This window comes from Clostridium sp. OM02-18AC (assembly GCF_003481825.1).
Taxonomy (GTDB): domain Bacteria; phylum Bacillota; class Clostridia; order Lachnospirales; family Lachnospiraceae; genus Brotaphodocola.
This window is the reverse complement of the sequence record NZ_QULW01000012.1, coordinates 99,270-116,136: the sequence shown is the minus strand read 5'-3', so window position 1 is coordinate 116,136 and position 16,867 is coordinate 99,270. Positions and strand designations below refer to the sequence as shown.

Sequence of the window (16,867 nt, the reverse complement as noted above, 5' to 3'; positions counted from 1 at the left end):
TTTCAGACGCTTTCATCTCGGCAATTGAATAACCGAGGATTCCCGCTTGTTATCCTAAACTTGAATCCCTGCGTATTTCGCAACACGCATCTCCATCCGTATCCCTGCAAACCACAGCTTCGCCAAGTGCTCCTGCCATGGAGCAATCTTCAAATACTTCTTCATATAATACAGCGTACTCTCTTCCCGGATTTTCTGGCGTTTCATGGCATCGGAAAAGGATTTGCTAATGGATGTGGAATGTTCGTGGTCATAATGCTGGTTTAACAGCAGCACACTGCGGTATCCCGCCTGCTGCATCCTGCGGCCCAGAACCTGCTCCTCCTCATAGAGAAAGATTCCTTCATCGTAGCCTCCGGCTTCCAGAAATTTTTCTCCGTCCACCATCAGCATGGAGCCATGCACGGCTCCCACGTATACCGCATTCCTGCCCTGGAAGTAAGAATCCGGGTAATCAAATGACCTGCCAAACAGGCGTCTGCTCACCGGTCCCATGCTGAGAAGCTCCCGTGTAAAGCTTCGGAGCGGCCATCCATTTTTTAAATCCGGATAGCGGGCATCGTGAATCCGGGTTGTCACAATCCCGACCTCCGGATGACGGGCAAATACTGCCAGCATTGCTTTTAAAGACTGCTCGGAAAATATCACATCCGGATTTGCGATCAGCACATGGGTGGCACCGCCCTGCTCTATCGCATAACGGACACCGATGTTGTTGCCGGAACCGTAACCACCATTTTTTTGCGCAGTAAGGATTTTGATTTTCCTGATCTGGCTGCAGTTTTCCTGCCCTTCCAACTGCTTCAGCCGTTCCAGCGAATCATCCGTAGAAGCATTATCCACCACTATAATCTGATGGAGTACCTCATAATCCGCAATCTGCTTAACTAACTTTTCCGTTGTCTCTGCATCATTATAATTTAAGATCACACAGCTTAGTCGCACCGTATTCTTCCTGTCTTTCTCAACTTCCGCTGCCGCTATCATGCCTGTTCATCCTGCACTTTCTCTGTTTCCTGCACTTCCTTCACTTCTGGCTTTTCCACTACCTCCGGATTTTCCACCACGCCCAGCTTCTCCGGCCACTGCTCCCACTCTTCCGTTTCCGATTTTGAGGTGTCTTCCGCATCCACTTTCGGCTGGCGCATTTTCTCTGCCTTCGGGATGGTCACGCACATCGCCAGGGTCTGCAGCATGGAATTTTTATAAAAATGATTGTAACGGATATTTTTCAGGCGGCCCGCAGCAGACTGGTACGGAAGCGCCAGAAATGCACGAAGCGTCATGCGCTCGCCCTTATCCATCTCTTTCCAGAACATGCGGCCAAACGCAATGCCCTGGTTCAGCATCCGGCGGTAATTCCGCTCCACCTCTTCCCCGCGACCAAGGCGGGCTTTCATCTCCTCAAAACTGCCTGCATCCTTCGCACCCAGTACATTATTTCCATGTTGGCGGTATTTGGATAAAGCCCTCGGCATAAATTCGATCACGCCAAAGCAGGATGCAGTAAGCGCGATCCACCAGTCATGCATGCAGCAGACCTCCGGCTCCTTCGCACAGCGCTCAAGAAGGACACGGTTGATCATCGAAGCTCCACCGGTCACCTGGTTTTCCACCAGAAGCTCTGCAAAGCTGTTGCGGTCCGGATCCTGATGCGTGTAACCTGCAAAGCTCTCATGGATCTCGTACATATCCTCATCCACCACTTCCATATCCGAGTACAAAAGAATCGGGCACTGCTTTCCCAGTCCCTTTTCCAGCACCCGCATCCGGTGCAGCATGACCTTTACCTTGTTGTTTTCCCATACATCATCCTGGTCACTGAAGAAAATGTACTCGTTTTTTTCGTCCTTCAGAGCTTCTTTCATCAGCCAGAAAAAATTTCCGGCCGCGCCGCCTGTATGCTCCGTTCTGTGATGCAAAAAGACCTGTTTCGGATACCATCCGGCATAATCGTTTAACATTTCCCGGGTTCCGTCATCGGAACCATCGTCGGAGATCAGGATCTTTACCGGAACTGTCTGCGCCAGAATCGAATCCAGCTGCTGCTCCAGATACTGCTTTCCCTGATATGTTGCCATCAAAACCATAACCATTTATTATTTCCTCCGATTCTCCACAAGTTTCATTCCCAGTTTCCGGCTCACCATCCGCCGCACCGGCGGGCAAAGCGCTGTCGCATAATCCAGCATATGATAAGCCAGCATATAGGCCCGCTTTCCTTCTTCTTTCGCGGCTCCTGCCCACGGAGTCTTTGCCAGATAGAGCTCGTAAGCCCTGCGGTAATGGTTGAAATTTCCCGCGATCCATGGCCGCTCATCGCCCATATAGTGGACGATCGACGGATGTTTTTTTGCAATCTGCAGTTCTCTCGGCGTAACTGCCTTATAGGTTTTTCCCTGGCGCACCAGCTCCCGGTAAGAAAAATACCGGTAATTCGTAAAGAAATTATAACGCGGCATCAGCGTGTGGATTTGCCCTTTCAGCGTGCCATTGATCACATCCTGGTCACTGGCAAACAGCTTCCCGCCTTTGCTCTTCCAAAATTCCAGAAGTTTTTTCTGAACTTCTTCTTCGCGCCATTGTTTTAAATCAACCAGAAGAACGCCGGAATTATAATACGGATCCTCCTCGCCCAGGTCAATGGATTCTTTTACCGCCTGGTAGATGGTCGGCTCCATCACGGCTCCAACGATGTTTCCCTCCAGATCTTCTTTCCACAGATGCTTTAAAGACTGGAGCACTACCGTATCGCAGTCCAGATACAGCACCCGCTCCACAGACTCCGGAAGCATATCGCCCATAAACAGGCGCAGCATCACACTGATATCGAAGCCGCCGGTATCTACCTCATAGCCGATCCGCTCCCGCAGATCATCCAGGTTGACGCAGACCAGGTTCCGCCCAAAATGCGCTGCGATCTCCTCTAACCGCTCCTGGTTTTCCCTGGAAAGCCCCAGCGTCAGGACGTAAACCGTAATCTCTGCAAAATCCCGGTTCCGGTCAAGCAGCGAATACATTGACGTACCCAAATGCCTTGCGTAAGCATCATTCGAGGCGTAAACCACATTCATACATTCCCGGTCCATCTTTACTCTCCCATGCACTCTGCCGTGCGCTTCAGCGCAGAAGCAATGACTTTATCCATGTCATAGTACTTATACTCTGCCAGACGTCCGCCGAAGATCACGTGCTCCTCTTTCTCTGCCAGAGCCGCATACTGCTGGTACAATGCCTGGTTCTTCTCGTCGTTCACCGGATAGTATGCCTCCATGCCCTCTTTCCAGTCAGCCGGATACTCTCTGGTGATCACAGTCTTTGGCTGGGTTCCAAACTCAAAATGCTTATGCTCGATCACACGGGTATACGGGGTCTCGCGGTCTGTATAATTGACCACCGCAACTCCCTGATGATTCTCCTCATCAAGCACCTCAGACTCAAAGCGCAGGCTCCGGTACTCCAGCTTGCCAAACTGATACTGATAATACGCATCGATGGTTCCGGTGTAGACCACGTTGTCACCAAGCGCATCGTAATGTTCCTTATGCTCCAGATAATCCACGCCAGTCTCAATGTCGCAGCCTTCAAACAACTTGTTGATGATCACGTTATAACCGCCGATCGGGATACCCTGATACAGATCGTTGAAGTAGTTGTTATCGTACGTAAAACGCACCGGAAGTCTGCGGATGATGAACGCCGGAAGGTCTTTGCAGTCTCTTCCCCACTGTTTCTCCGTATAGCCTTTGACCAGCTTCTGGTAGATGTCGGTTCCCACCAGGCTGATGGCCTGCTCCTCCAGGTTCTTCGGCTCCCCGGTCACGGTCTTCTTCTGCTCCTCGATGATAGCCTTCGCTTCTGCCGGAGTGCTGATGCCCCACATCTTGCTGAACGTGTTCATGTTAAACGGCATGTTATACATCTCGCCCTTGTAATTTGCAACCGGGCTGTTGGTGTAGCGGTTAAACTCTGCCAGTTCATTCACATAATCCCACACCTGACGGTCACTGGTATGGAAAATATGGGCACCATAACGGTGTACGTGAATCCCCTCAACATCCTCACAATACACATTTCCGCCGATATGATCGCGTTTTTCCACAACCAGACAGGTTTTTCCGCGCTTTTTTGCCTCATAAGCCCAGACACCTGCGTAAAGTCCGCTTCCTACCAGTACATAATCATATTTTTTCATAAAATTCATCCACCTTATCCTCATTTTGGTCCGACAGTTTGCTGCTGTCCATATGTTATGCGATCAGCAGCGACCGTTTTATTTTCTGTTTTCTCCGAAAACTGCCATGTTTTCTCTGTTATCTAATATACTATAGCTTCCCCAAAAAGTAAATTTCGGCTTGCCATTTACCGGAACAATAATTTCCTGTACACCAAACAAGTAGTTCCGGAAACTCGAAAGTTGCCTCTGGAAACTCGTGGACACCTCTTCATTTTACTGTTATAATGAGAAGATGGAACAACGTAAGAAAGAATGTGCCTTGGCACATCCTCGCACCGAGGCGCGGTTGCTTTGGTAACCATGAAACGTGACATACAACGTAAAACAAACCGTAAATACGAAAGGTGGAAAAAATATATGTGGTTAGCAGATGGCTGGAAAGATTATCAGGTCATTGACTGTTCAAAAGGAGAAAAACTGGAAAGATGGGGCGAATATCTCTTAGTCCGCCCGGACCCGCAGGTCATCTGGGACACTCCAAAGACACACAAAGGCTGGAAACACATGAATGGTCACTATCACCGCAGCGCCAAGGGCGGCGGCGAGTGGGAGTTCTTTGATCTCCCGGAGCAGTGGACCATCGGCTACAAAGGCCTTACTTTTAACTTAAAACCATTCAGCTTCAAGCACACCGGACTCTTCCCGGAGCAGGCTGCAAACTGGGACTGGTTCAGCGATAAGATCCGCAATGCAGGCCGCCCGGTCAAAGTCTTAAACCTGTTTGCCTACACCGGCGGCGCTACACTGGCTGCTGCCAAGGCCGGTGCTTCCGTCACCCATGTCGATGCCTCCAAGGGCATGGTCGGCTGGGCAAAAGAAAATGCTGCATCCTCTAACTTAAGCGATGCACCGATCCGCTGGCTGGTCGATGACTGCGTGAAGTTTGTAGAGCGCGAGATCCGCCGCGGCAACCATTACGATGCCATCATCATGGACCCGCCATCCTACGGACGCGGTCCGAAAGGCGAGATCTGGAAAATTGAAGACGCGATCCATCCGCTGGTAAAGCTGTGCGTCCAGCTTTTATCCGATGACCCACTCTTCTTCCTCATCAACTCCTACACCACCGGACTTGCTCCGGCTGTTCTTACCTACATGATGAGCACCGAGATCGTACCGAAATTCGGCGGTCACGTGGAAGCCCAGGAAATCGGACTTCCGGTCACCGAAACCGGACTGGTACTGCCATGCGGCGCATCCGGACGTTGGGAGAAATAAATAACCATTTGATCCATGAAACACAAAACGAAAGGGCCGAAAGCTTCCGCCCCGCCGTATGGCGGGGCAGGAACTTTCGGCCCTTGTTCATTCCATTAACGATATGACTATTTTATGCTTCCGGCTTCTCAACCTGTACGATTGCTGCTTTCTGCATCGGGATACGGCAATTCTTGTTGTTGCCGAACTCGATGATTACGGTATCGTCGGTCATGTCGATGATCACACCATAGAAACCGCTGGTGGTTAATACGCTGTCACCGATAGCAAGGCTTGCCATCATCTCCTCGACTCTCTTTTTCTCCTTCTTCTGCGGACGGTATCCCATGAAATAGAAGATACCACCAAAGATTACCACGTATAACACAATCATTACGGTTGGGTTCATGGTTGAAGTTGCTACTAACATGTTGTCCTCCTTGCGGCTGTCCCTGCGCCTCGCTCTGGTCAGCCTACTTTCGTTTTTGTTTTAGCCCGATTATTCCTTCGGACCCTCCTCCATACCGGCAAGCTTCTGTGCTTTGTACTCGGCGTACCGGTGCTGTTCGATCGCGTCGCGGATCTCTTCCATCATTTTATTATAAAAATACAGATTATGCAAGACACATAAACGCATTCCCAGCATTTCCTTCGCCTTGAACAGATGGCGGATATACGCTCTGGAATAAGAGCGGCATGCCGGGCACTGGCATCCTTCTTCGATCGGACGTGGATCAAGCTCGTATTTCTGGTTTAACAGATTGAGTTTTCCGTGGTTGGTATATACATGGCTGTGGCGGCCGTTGCGGGACGGATATACACAATCAAAGAAGTCCACGCCGCGGTCTACTGCCTCCAGGATATTTGCCGGAGTTCCGACTCCCATCAGATACGTCGGCTTGTTCTGCGGCAGATACGGAACCGTCACATCGAGGATATGATACATCTCCTCATGGGTCTCTCCGACGGCCAGACCACCTACTGCATAACCATCCAGGTCCATGTCTGCAATGGTCTTTGCATGCTGAATACGGATGGAATCTACCACACCGCCCTGGTTGATACCGAACAGAAGCTGCTCTTTGTTAATGGTATCCGGCAGGGAATTTAAGCGCGCCATTTCTTTTTTGCAGCGCTCCAGCCAGCGGGTCGTGCGGTCTACGGAATTCTGGATATAGGAAAGCTCTGCATGGCTCGGCGGACACTCGTCGAATGCCATGGCAATGGTCGATGCCAGGTTGGACTGGATCTGCATGCTCTCCTCCGGTCCCATAAAGATCTTGTGACCGTCAATGTGGGAGCGGAAGGTTACGCCCTCTTCCTTGATCTTGCGAAGACCGGAAAGGGAAAAGACCTGGAATCCGCCGGAATCGGTCAGGATCGGCTTGTCCCAGTTCATAAACTTGTGAAGTCCGCCGAACTGCTTGATCAGCTTGTCGCCGGTCCGCACATGCAGATGGTAAGTGTTGGACAGCTCCACCTGTGTGCCGATCTGGCGCAGGTCATCGGTGGAAACCGCACCTTTAATGGCGGCCACCGTGCCTACATTCATGAAAACCGGAGTCTGGATCGTGCCGTGTACGGTCTCTACCTCAGCCCGCTTGGCACGTCCGTCCGTTGTAATCAGTTTATATCTCATAATTATTTCTCAGCCTTTTTCTGTTTTCTGGTTGTCAGGACATACCAGAGCGCACCGGTTACGCATACGGAAGAATAGGTTCCGCAAACGATACCAACCATCAGCGGCAGGGCGAACTCACGGATGGAGGATACGCCCAGTAAGAACAGAACAAATACCATGATGAACGTTGTCAGGGAAGTATTGATACTTCTGGTGAAGGTCTGGGTAATACTTAAGTTTACGATCTCCTCCAGGGTCTGCTTGCTTCCTGCCTTCTTCAGCGCCAGGTTCTCGCGGATACGGTCGAAGATAACGATCGTCGCGTTGATGGAGTAACCGACAATGGTCAGCATACATGCGATGAACGTGGAACCAACGGACCACTTCGCAAGGGAATAGAACGTTACGACAACCAGTACATCGTGCACCAGGGCAAGGATTGCACTGGCTGCAAAACGGATATCCTTAAACCGGAACCAGATGTATAACAGCATCAGAACGGTTGCGATCGTTACTGCCCAGACTGCATCCTTCTTCATCTCCGTGCTGACAGCACCGGAAATACTCTCTGCCGTGATTTTCTCAGCGTCAACGCCAAAGTTCTCCACCATAGCGTCTTCCAGCTGCTGTCTCTGTTCTACGTCCAGAGTCTTGGTCTTGATGATAACTTCGTTGGTACCTGCAACCTTCTGGGTCTGCACATCCGCATCGCCGGTGATCTTGGAAACAACCGGAACTACCTTTGCAGAGATGTCATCCAGGCTCATATCCTCATTGAAGGTCACATTGGTGGAAGTACCACCGGTGAAGTCCATGCCGTAGTTTAAGATGTAGCCGGTCTGACCCTTGTGCAGAGCCATGCCTGCCCAGCCTGCCACGATCACAACGATGGAAAGGATAAAGCAGAGGTTCTTCTTTCCAAGGAAGTTGATGATCTTGCCGTCTTTCTTGGTTCCGTAGAACTTCGGATCCTCAAAGCCCACTGCATACAGGGCGTACAGGGCACCCTTGGTGATGAACAGTGCAGTAAACATGGAAAGTACGATACCGATTGCCAGGGTGCTTGCGAAGCCCTTTACCGTACCGGAACCACGGAAATACAGGACTGCTGCTGCGATCAGGGTGGTGATATTACCATCCAGGATTGCGGACAGTGCCTTGGAGAAACCAGCCTTGATCGCAGATTTCACACTGCGTCCCAGACCAATTTCCTCTTTGATACGGGTGAAGATAATAACATTTGCATCCACTGCCATACCAACAGAAAGGATGATACCTGCAACACCCGGAAGCGTCAGGGTAACATCAAATGCAGTCAGCATGATGAGCACCAGACCAACATACAGAGCCAGGGCGATAACCGAAGCAACACCCGGGATCAGGTAAGCTACCATCATGAATACGGCAACGATCGCAAAACCGATCGCACCGGCCTTTAAGCTGGTGGAGATCGCCTGCTGGCCAAGCTGTGCACCAACTACGTTGGAACGCAGTTCCTGCAGCTCCAGGGACAGAGAACCAATACGGATGGTCGCTGCCAGGTTCTCAGCTTCATTGTAGTCCGTCATACCGTCGATCTGACACTGACCTCCGGTAATTGCCTCGCGGACAACCGGATTGGAATAGATCTGGTTATCGTAGATAATGGCAATGCGCTTTCCTACGTTTGCGGAAGTCGCATCGGCAAATGCTTTGGTACCTTCCTCAGTAAAGGTCAGGCTTACGACATAAGATTTCTGACCATTCTGCTCGATGATTCCCGCTTTTGCGGATGCAACCTGGTCACCAGTTAAAATGGTCTTACCGGTTTCATCGGTAAAGATCAGGGAACCCGGCTTGCCGAGTTCTTCCAGGATGGCATTTGCATCGGAAACACCCGGGATGTCGATGTTAATCCGGTTATTTCCTTCCTGGTACACTACAGCCTCGGTACTGTAGTTCTGTACACGCTGCTGCAGCTTGTAAATGGTATCGGACATTTCTTCCGATGTCGGATTCTCCTCAACTGCCTGATACGTAATGCTGACACCGCCTGCCAGGTCAAGACCCAGCTTGATGTCATCCATGGTATCATAGCCGAAGAATCCGAACAGCCCTACTGCGAACAGCAGGACCAGCAGACCTAAAAGGCCTTTTACTTTGCTGTTCTTCATCTTTCTTCTCCTTTTATTCTTCGTCGGCAAGAGCCGCCTTAATCATGATCGCACACTCGATACGTTTTTTCTGCATCTCGCATCCAATCTCATAAGCATCGGTGATGGTTCCGTGGAAGTTGTAGGAATTGGCTGCGCATCCGCCGCTGCAGTAAAATCTTGCGAAGCAGTTTCTGCACTTTTCTTTTGCGTAGACATTGCAGAGCTTAAACTCGTCGCGGATATCGGTTCTGGTGATACCGGTGTCTACATTGCCCATCAGGAAATCTTCCTGACCTACAAACTGGTGGCACGGATAAAAGTCGCCCCAAGGAGTCACTGCCAGATACTCCGTACCTGAGCCACAGCCGGAAAGACGTTTTGCTACGCACGGTCCCTGGTTTAAATCAATCATGAAGTGGAAGAAATTAAAGCCTCTTCCCTCTTTCTTCCGTTTGATATACTCAACAGCCAGCTTGTCGTACTCTTCCATGATCTTCGGAAGATCTTCCTCACGGATCGCATACGGCTCGTCCTCTGCACCGACAACCGGCTCAATGGACATCTGCTCAAATCCAAGGTCTGCGAAATGCTTCACATCCTCAGAGAAGTCCAGGTTGTTGCGGGTAAAGGTACCGCGAACATAATAATCCTTACCGGCACGGCTCTTCGCAAATTTCTGGAATTTCGGCACGATAATGTCATAGCTGCTGCCGTGACCGTTTCTGGTCGGACGCATCAGATCGTTGATCTCTTTTCTTCCATCCAGGCTGAGTACCACATTGCTCATTTCGCGGTTGCAGAACTCCATGATCTCATCGTTTAACAGCACGCCATTGGTCGTCAGGGTAAAGCGGAAATGCTTGTTATTCGGCTCCTCCAGGGAACGGCCGTACTCTACCAGCTGCTTTACAACTTCCCAGTTCATAAGCGGCTCACCGCCAAAGAAATCTACTTCCAGGTTTCTGCGGTTTCCGGAATTCGCTACCAGGAAATCCAGTGCTTTTTTGCCGACCTCAAAGCTCATGAGTGCACGTCTGCCGTGATACTCGCCCTCTTCCGCAAAACAGTACTTGCAGCCTAAGTTACAATCGTGTGCAATGTGCAGGCACAGCGCCTTTACAACGGTCTTTCTCTTCTTGAAGTCTGTCACATAAGTCTGGTAAATATCCTTTGTATACAGCTCCTCAGCATTGATCAGCTCCTGAACTTCGTCCAGTGCTTCCTTTACATCCTCTGCCGGATAGCTCTTTAAAAGCTCTTCCTCTGCATTTTTTCTTGCGGTTTCCGGGATCTGCACCGGAGACATAACCTCACCGATCACCGGTTCTAACAGCGCAACCGCATCGTAAACTACATCATCGACTACATGGACAGAACCGCTGGCAATGTCCATGACGATATTATATCCATTATTCTTATACTGATGAATCACTCAATTTCTCCTTCTAATGGGACCTTTTTCTTTATTTCTGTTTCTTATATCACCTATCACCCGCCATTTTCACGCCCCAAAGCCGCAAAAACAACGCCTATGTGTAAGTCCCCTAACACACACATAGGCAGACATGAATAAGAGTTCCGCCAAAAGGAACCCTTATTCACCTCTGCCATCTTTAAGAACCGTTATATTCCAGTATACGACAGATGCATTATCTGTTTGCGTTCTCGCAGCTCTGGTTGCCAACGGTGCAGGAAGTCTTGCATGCAGACTGACAGGAAGTCTGGCACTCGCCGCATCCGCCCTTCTTCATGGACTCCTTCAGAGTTTTATTGTTTAAAGTCTTTACATGTTTCATAGTCTTAGCCTCCTGTATTGTCTTTGCCTTTTGCTGATGCCTTTTGGATCGCATGCTTTTTTGAATCAACGGACGCGCTATTACTGGCGTCCTCCCGATATGCAAATGCAATCTGACCCGAAAAAGGTTGCAATGGCACATTTTCGCGTTGATTATACCATATACGGGACACGTCCGCAAGTTAAAGTTAATATTATGGCCGGAACTATTATGGCCGGAACTGCGAATAACTCTTTCCCGGGATCATGCCGCCCCGGTAAGACGCAAGCTCACTGACCGTCACCAGCTGGAAGCCGCGGTTTACCAGTTCCGGAACGATGGTCTCGCTGGCATCGCCCGTCGCATCGTAAAGGTCATGCATCAGGATGATGTCACCGTCCTTTACCTTATCTAACACCGTCTGGATCGTCTGCGATGCATCCCGCGTCTTCCAGTCCAGCGTATCCACGCTCCACAAAATTGCAGGCATGGAAATGGCTCCGGCAATGTTCATGCCCGCGTCCGTTTTCGCTCCACCGCATGGCCGCATCAGCACCGGCGAGATGCCGCAGGCATCGGAAACTGCCTGGTTTGTAGCCACCAGCTGATTCGCCAGATCCGTCGGAGAAACTTTCGTCATCAGGGTATGGTCAAAGGTATGATTTGCCACTTCACAGCCCTGTGCCACCATCTGTTTTAAGACATCCGGGCTCTTAATGACCTTCTGTCCTACCATAAAGAACGTAGCCCGTCCACCGTTTTCTTTCAGACAGTTTAAAATCCGCGGTGTCACGGTCGGTGACGGTCCATCATCATAAGTCAGCGCCACCATCGGCCGGTTCGGGTCAATATTACCTGCATAAACCTCGCCGCCGGTCCGCTTCACCACAGAGATTCTTACACCGTCTACCCGCAGTCCTGCACCAACCGTTCCGGCTTCCGCACCATCTGAAACCCAGTCTGTCCATTTGGAATCCTGCAGCACGCTGTAGAGCACCTCATAATAATCGCTCAAATCTCCGGTCAACTCCATGGCAATGCCTTCAAGCGGCGCCGTACCTGCCGAATCTCCAGCCTCAGCACCGTCTTCCTGCCAGTCCAGCCAGCCTGTACCGCTCAAATTCACGCGGTAACGGATGGTTCCGCTCATGCCCTCCGGCTGTCCGCTTAATGTTGCCCGGAGCGCCGTCACATAGGAGGTTGTCGGCGCCATGCTGTACGAATTGTCTGCAAAAAAGTGGCTCCATCCCACCTGGCTCACTGCAATACCGTAGATTGCCCCCACATCCGGCAAAGAGGCACGGTACGCCGCGTCTTCTTCCGCTTTCTGGCTCTCTTTCTCTGCCGCAGACGCGCTCATACTCTCCTGTACAGCCGCAGCCTCCACCGCTGCTTTCTCCGCCTTCCAGCTTCGGATTTTCCCGGAAATCGCAGCCACCAGCACACCAGTCAGAATGCAGATCGCAAGCAAGCCCAAAAGCAGGATGCGGCGACGACGGCGCATGATCTTCATTTTCCGTGCTTTGCGCGCGCGCATTTCATAAAGTTCGCGCTCGGAAAGCGGACGCTTCGGTCTTTGCCCGGTATTTGGCGGCATATTTCTTCTATTAACAGTTTTTTTCTCAATTTCCTGCTTTCCCCCATGTTGTTTTTGTTCCATAAAACCCTCTTATCTCTACCATAAAAAACAATTCTGTTTTCCGTTTTTCATAAAGGTCCGAAAGCCACCGCCACGCATTACAGAAACGCATTTTGGTGAAAATCCTTTTGCTCGTGGACTGCGCCGCCTGTTGTTGGAACTGCGGCCCAAACTCGCACGCGCTGCGTGCTCAAACAAGGGTCTCCGTTCCAACGCTATGCTCGCCCACTCACGGATTTTCAAACAAATGCTTATTCTGTAATGCGTGGCGGTGGCTTTCTACTTTATTGGCTATACTTGGTAATAAAACCCGCAACCATTACAATACTGCTCAAAATGAAAAGAAACAATTTTACCTCACAATGCCAATAACGTAGAAAACGCCTGTCCCGCCTTGCTGCATCGCGTAGCCGTAACCCGATGTCCGACGTGTCCGGCTGTGTAGCGACTGGTGTTTGAGGTAGTCGGACATTTTTGTCCGACTATCCGCAAACAGCTGTCAGCTAGCACCGTCCGAACACGGGACTCTGGGTGAAGGCGAAACGACGCAGTAAGGTGGGGCAGGCGTTTTCGGACCTCTATTAGCAGAAAAGGCAGTTCATTTTATTTACTCTTCGCTATCGTCGATATCGAATACTTCCGGAGCTTCCTCCGCCATATCCTCATCGCCGGAAAGCAGGATCTCGTCGTCATCCTCCAGAGCGATCTCATCCTCCGGCTCAGCATCTGTGTTGAGCTTTACGGAACGGTAACGCTTCATACCGGTACCAGCCGGGATCAGCTTACCGATGATGACGTTCTCCTTCAGACCGATCAGATGGTCAACCTTACCATTGATAGCCGCCTCGGTCAGAACCTTGGTGGTCTCCTGGAAGGATGCTGCAGACAGGAAGGAATCGGTAGCCAAGGATGCCTTGGTAATACCAAGCATAACCTGCTTGCCCTCTGCCGGCTGCTTGCCCTCTGCGATCAGAGCCTCGTTCATCTCGTTGAAGTCGAGGACATCCATGGATACGCCCGGCAGCACATCGCTGTCGCCGCTCTCCTCGATGCGGATCTTCTTTAACATCTGACGAACGATCATCTCAACGTGCTTATCGTTGATTTCTACACCCTGCAGACGGTATACACGCTGCACTTCCTGGATCATGTAATCCTGTACGGCACGGACACCCTTGATCTTTAAGATGTCATGCGGGTTTACGCTACCTTCGGTCAGCTCATCGCCGGCCTCGATCACCTGCTCGTCCTGAACCTTGATTCTGGAACCGTACGGGATCAGATAGGTCTTGGAGTTGCCGGTCTCCGGATCGGTAACCACGATCTCACGTTTCTTCTTGGTATCTTTCAGGGTTACAACACCACCGAACTCGGTAATGATTGCAAGACCCTTCGGCTTACGTGCCTCGAACAGCTCCTCGACACGCGGAAGACCCTGTGTGATATCTCCACCTGCTACACCGCCGGTATGGAAGGTACGCATGGTCAGCTGGGTACCAGGCTCACCGATCGACTGTGCAGCGATGATGCCGACTGCCTCACCAACCTGTACAGGCTGGCCGGTTGCCATGTTGGCACCATAACATTTTGCGCAGACACCGATATGGGACTTACAGCTAAGGACGGTACGGATCTTGACGGAATCACGGCCCATCTTGTTCAGTGCCTTCATAACAGCTGCAGCACGTTTCGGAGTACACATATGGTTTGCTTTTACAACCACTTCTCCGGTCTCCGGATCGGTGATGGTCTCAGCGATATAACGGCCGGTGATACGCTCCTCCAGGCTCTCGATGGTCTCTTTGCCATCGGTGAATGCCTTGATCTCCATGTACGGGATATCCTTGCCTTCGCAGCAGTCTACCTCACGCACGATCAGATCCTGGGATACGTCTACCAGACGACGGGTAAGGTAACCGGAGTCTGCGGTACGCAGTGCGGTATCGGACATACCCTTTCGTGCACCATGAGCGGAGATGAAGTACTCCAGTACGTCAAGACCCTCACGGAAGTTGGATTTAATAGGAAGTTCGATGGTGTGACCGGTTGTATCTGCCATAAGTCCACGCATACCTGCCAGCTGCTTGATCTGCTTATCAGATCCTCGCGCACCGGAGTCTGCCATCATGAAGATGTTGTTGTACTTATCCAGACCGCCTAACAGGTCTTTGGTCAGCTGGTCATCGGTGGTCTTCCAGGTTTCGATAACCTCTTTATAACGCTCTTCCTCGGTGATCAGACCACGGCGGAAGTTCTTTGCGATACGGTCAACGGTTTCCTGAGCGTCAGCCAGCAGCTTCGGCTTGGATGCCGGCACGGTCATATCCGCGATGGATACGGTCATGGCAGCTCTGGTGGAATACTTGTAACCGATTGCCTTGATGTCATCCAGGGTAACAGCAGTCTGGGTAGCGCCATGTACGTTGATGACTTTCTCCAGAATCTTCTTTAACTGTTTCTTTCCTACGTGGAAGTCAACCTCAAGAAGCAGCTCGTTGCCCGGAATGCTTCTGTCTACAAAGCCAAGGTCCTGCGGGATGATCTCGTTGAAGATGAAACGGCCTAAGGTGGATTCTACCACTCCGGTCATCTCGGTGCCATCCGGCATGGTCTTGGTGACTCTTACTTTGATGCGGGAGTGCAGGGTCACAGCAGCGTTCTCGTAAGCAAGGATTGCCTCGTTGACGCTCTTGAAGATCATGCCCTCGCCGGTTGCGCCTGGGCGCTCCTGGGTCAGATAGTAGATACCAAGTACCATATCCTGGGAAGGAACAGCTACCGGGCCACCATCAGACGGCTTTAACAGGTTGTTCGGAGACAGGAGCAGGAAACGGCACTCTGCCTGTGCTTCCTGGGAAAGCGGAAGATGTACTGCCATCTGGTCTCCATCGAAGTCTGCATTGAATGCGGTACATACAAGCGGATGCAGCTTGATTGCCTTACCCTCAACCAGGATCGGCTCGAATGCCTGGATACCCAGTCTGTGCAGGGTAGGTGCACGGTTTAACATAACCGGATGCTCTTTGATCACATCCTCGAGGACATCCCATACTTCAGACTGCAGACGCTCTACCATCTTCTTCGCACTCTTGATGTTGTGAGCGGTTCCGTTCTGGACAAGCTCTTTCATAACGAACGGCTTGAACAGTTCGATCGCCATCTCCTTCGGAAGACCACACTGGTAGATCTTCAGTTCCGGTCCTACGACGATAACGGAACGTCCGGAGTAGTCAACTCGCTTACCAAGCAGGTTCTGACGGAAACGTCCCTGCTTACCTTTCAGCATATCGGAAAGGGACTTCAGTGCACGGTTGCCAGGTCCGGTTACCGGTCTGCCGCGGCGGCCGTTATCGATTAAAGCATCGACAGCCTCCTGCAGCATACGCTTCTCGTTGCGGACGATGATGTCCGGAGCGCCCAGCTCAAGGAGGCGCGCAAGACGGTTGTTACGGTTGATGATTCTTCTGTATAAATCGTTTAAGTCAGAGGTTGCGAAACGTCCGCCATCCAGCTGTACCATCGGACGGATATCCGGCGGGATAACCGGGATCACGGTCATGATCATCCACTCCGGCTTATTTCCAGAGTTACGGAATGCTTCTACAACTTCCAGTCTCTTGATGATTCTTGCACGTTTCTGGCCGCTTGCGTCTTTCAGCTCGCGTTTGAGCATCTCAGACTCTTTCTCCAGATCAATGCTCTTAAGAAGCTCGAGAACAGCCTCGGCACCCATTCCGACACGGAAGTTGCCGTAGCCCCACTTCTCAACTTCTTCGCGGTACTCTTTCTCGGAGAGTACCTGCTTGTACTGCAGGCTGGTCTGACCTGCATCCAGAACGATGTAGGATGCAAAGTACAGAACCTTCTCCAGTACTCTCGGGGAGATATCCAGGATGAGACCCATACGGCTCGGGATACCCTTAAAGTACCAGATATGAGATACAGGAGCAGCCAGCTGAATGTGGCCGATACGCTCTCTGCGGACGCTGGACTTGGTTACCTCAACGCCGCAGCGGTCGCAGATTACGCCTTTGTATCTGATTTTTTTATATTTACCACAATGACATTCCCAGTCTTTGCTCGGTCCGAAGATGCGCTCACAGAACAGACCGTCGCGCTCCGGCTTTAAAGTACGGTAGTTGATGGTCTCCGGCTTTTTTACCTCGCCGTGTGACCACTCCAGAATCTTCTCCGGGGAAGCCAGGCCAATCTTAATGGCGTCAAATGTCAATGGCTGATAAGTTTCATTTGTCTCAGGCATGA

The 16,867-nt window shown here is 51.0% G+C and carries 12 protein-coding genes; 1 reads left to right on the top strand and 11 read right to left on the bottom strand.

Annotated features, from left to right (window positions below; genetic code table 11):
- Positions 1 to 54 precede the first annotated feature (54 nt).
- From DXB18_RS09985 to glf, 4 genes are read right to left on the bottom strand one after another with little or no spacing between them, the layout of a single operon-like run.
- Positions 55 to 987 (bottom strand): glycosyltransferase family 2 protein, encoded by a 933-nt coding sequence (locus DXB18_RS09985; protein WP_118707550.1) that lies wholly within the window; start codon positions 985 to 987, stop codon positions 55 to 57.
- The gene (locus tag DXB18_RS09980) at positions 984 to 2,096 is read right to left on the bottom strand and encodes a glycosyltransferase family 2 protein (RefSeq protein WP_118707548.1); all 1,113 of its coding nucleotides are present in this window, start codon (positions 2,094 to 2,096) and stop codon (positions 984 to 986) included. The genes DXB18_RS09985 and DXB18_RS09980 overlap by 4 nt, the downstream gene beginning before the upstream one ends.
- 3 nt (positions 2,097 to 2,099) lie before the next feature.
- Positions 2,100 to 3,089 carry a glycosyltransferase family 8 protein gene (locus tag DXB18_RS09975; RefSeq protein ID WP_243103320.1) on the bottom strand — a complete coding sequence of 330 codons (990 nt, stop codon included), beginning with the start codon at positions 3,087 to 3,089 and terminating at the stop codon, positions 2,100 to 2,102.
- A gap of 2 nt (positions 3,090 to 3,091) precedes the next feature.
- Complete coding sequence (gene glf / locus DXB18_RS09970) at positions 3,092 to 4,195, bottom strand: UDP-galactopyranose mutase (RefSeq protein WP_118707560.1); 1,104 nt, start codon at positions 4,193 to 4,195, stop codon at positions 3,092 to 3,094.
- A 399-nt stretch (positions 4,196 to 4,594) separates the two neighbouring features.
- Here glf and DXB18_RS09965 point away from each other — a divergent pair, with 399 nt between their 5' ends.
- The gene (locus DXB18_RS09965; RefSeq protein WP_118707546.1) at positions 4,595 to 5,455 is read left to right on the top strand and encodes a class I SAM-dependent methyltransferase; all 861 of its coding nucleotides are present in this window, start codon (positions 4,595 to 4,597) and stop codon (positions 5,453 to 5,455) included.
- A gap of 112 nt (positions 5,456 to 5,567) precedes the next feature.
- Here DXB18_RS09965 and yajC read toward each other — a convergent pair whose 3' ends face one another.
- The 7 genes from yajC to rpoC all read right to left on the bottom strand — a co-directional run bounded on the left by yajC (position 5,568) and on the right by rpoC (position 16,865).
- The gene (yajC, locus tag DXB18_RS09960; protein ID WP_243035230.1) at positions 5,568 to 5,828 is read right to left on the bottom strand and encodes a preprotein translocase subunit YajC; all 261 of its coding nucleotides are present in this window, start codon (positions 5,826 to 5,828) and stop codon (positions 5,568 to 5,570) included.
- A gap of 105 nt (positions 5,829 to 5,933) precedes the next feature.
- Entirely contained in the window at positions 5,934 to 7,073 is a 1,140-nt protein-coding gene (tgt, locus tag DXB18_RS09955; RefSeq protein WP_118541299.1) for a tRNA guanosine(34) transglycosylase Tgt, read from the bottom strand.
- A 2-nt stretch (positions 7,074 to 7,075) separates the two neighbouring features.
- A complete protein-coding gene (gene secD / locus DXB18_RS09950) occupies positions 7,076 to 9,208 on the bottom strand; it encodes a protein translocase subunit SecD (RefSeq protein ID WP_118541297.1) in 2,133 nt (710 codons plus the stop codon).
- 13 nt (positions 9,209 to 9,221) lie between these two features.
- Positions 9,222 to 10,622: a thioether cross-link-forming SCIFF peptide maturase gene (gene scfB, locus DXB18_RS09945; protein WP_118541295.1), complete on the bottom strand. Its 1,401-nt coding sequence runs from the start codon at positions 10,620 to 10,622 to the stop codon at positions 9,222 to 9,224.
- Between the two features lie 217 nt (positions 10,623 to 10,839).
- Positions 10,840 to 10,986 (bottom strand): six-cysteine ranthipeptide SCIFF, encoded by a 147-nt coding sequence (gene scfA / locus DXB18_RS09940; RefSeq protein WP_118531699.1) that lies wholly within the window; start codon positions 10,984 to 10,986, stop codon positions 10,840 to 10,842.
- Positions 10,987 to 11,194: 208 nt separating this feature from the next.
- Positions 11,195 to 12,625, bottom strand: coding sequence for a polysaccharide deacetylase family protein (locus tag DXB18_RS09935; RefSeq protein WP_118541293.1), 1,431 nt, complete (start codon positions 12,623 to 12,625; stop codon positions 11,195 to 11,197).
- 586 nt (positions 12,626 to 13,211) lie between these two features.
- Positions 13,212 to 16,865, bottom strand: coding sequence for a DNA-directed RNA polymerase subunit beta' (gene rpoC / locus DXB18_RS09930; RefSeq protein ID WP_118541291.1), 3,654 nt, complete (start codon positions 16,863 to 16,865; stop codon positions 13,212 to 13,214).
- Positions 16,866 to 16,867 lie beyond the last annotated feature (2 nt).

Coding starts and splice junctions, on each gene's coding strand:
- DXB18_RS09935 (WP_118541293.1), bottom strand. CDS start 12,625: ATGGAACAAAAACAACATGGGGGAAAGCAGGAAATTGAGAAAAAAACT.
- glf (WP_118707560.1), bottom strand. CDS start 4,195: ATGAAAAAATATGATTATGTACTGGTAGGAAGCGGACTTTACGCAGGT.
- rpoC (WP_118541291.1), bottom strand. CDS start 16,865: ATGCCTGAGACAAATGAAACTTATCAGCCATTGACATTTGACGCCATT.
- yajC (WP_243035230.1), bottom strand. CDS start 5,828: ATGATTGTGTTATACGTGGTAATCTTTGGTGGTATCTTCTATTTCATG.
- DXB18_RS09965 (WP_118707546.1), top strand. CDS start 4,595: ATGTGGTTAGCAGATGGCTGGAAAGATTATCAGGTCATTGACTGTTCA.
- DXB18_RS09980 (WP_118707548.1), bottom strand. CDS start 2,096: ATGGTTATGGTTTTGATGGCAACATATCAGGGAAAGCAGTATCTGGAG.
- scfA (WP_118531699.1), bottom strand. CDS start 10,986: ATGAAACATGTAAAGACTTTAAACAATAAAACTCTGAAGGAGTCCATG.
- DXB18_RS09985 (WP_118707550.1), bottom strand. CDS start 987: ATGATAGCGGCAGCGGAAGTTGAGAAAGACAGGAAGAATACGGTGCGA.
- secD (WP_118541297.1), bottom strand. CDS start 9,208: ATGAAGAACAGCAAAGTAAAAGGCCTTTTAGGTCTGCTGGTCCTGCTG.
- tgt (WP_118541299.1), bottom strand. CDS start 7,073: ATGAGATATAAACTGATTACAACGGACGGACGTGCCAAGCGGGCTGAG.
- DXB18_RS09975 (WP_243103320.1), bottom strand. CDS start 3,089: ATGGACCGGGAATGTATGAATGTGGTTTACGCCTCGAATGATGCTTAC.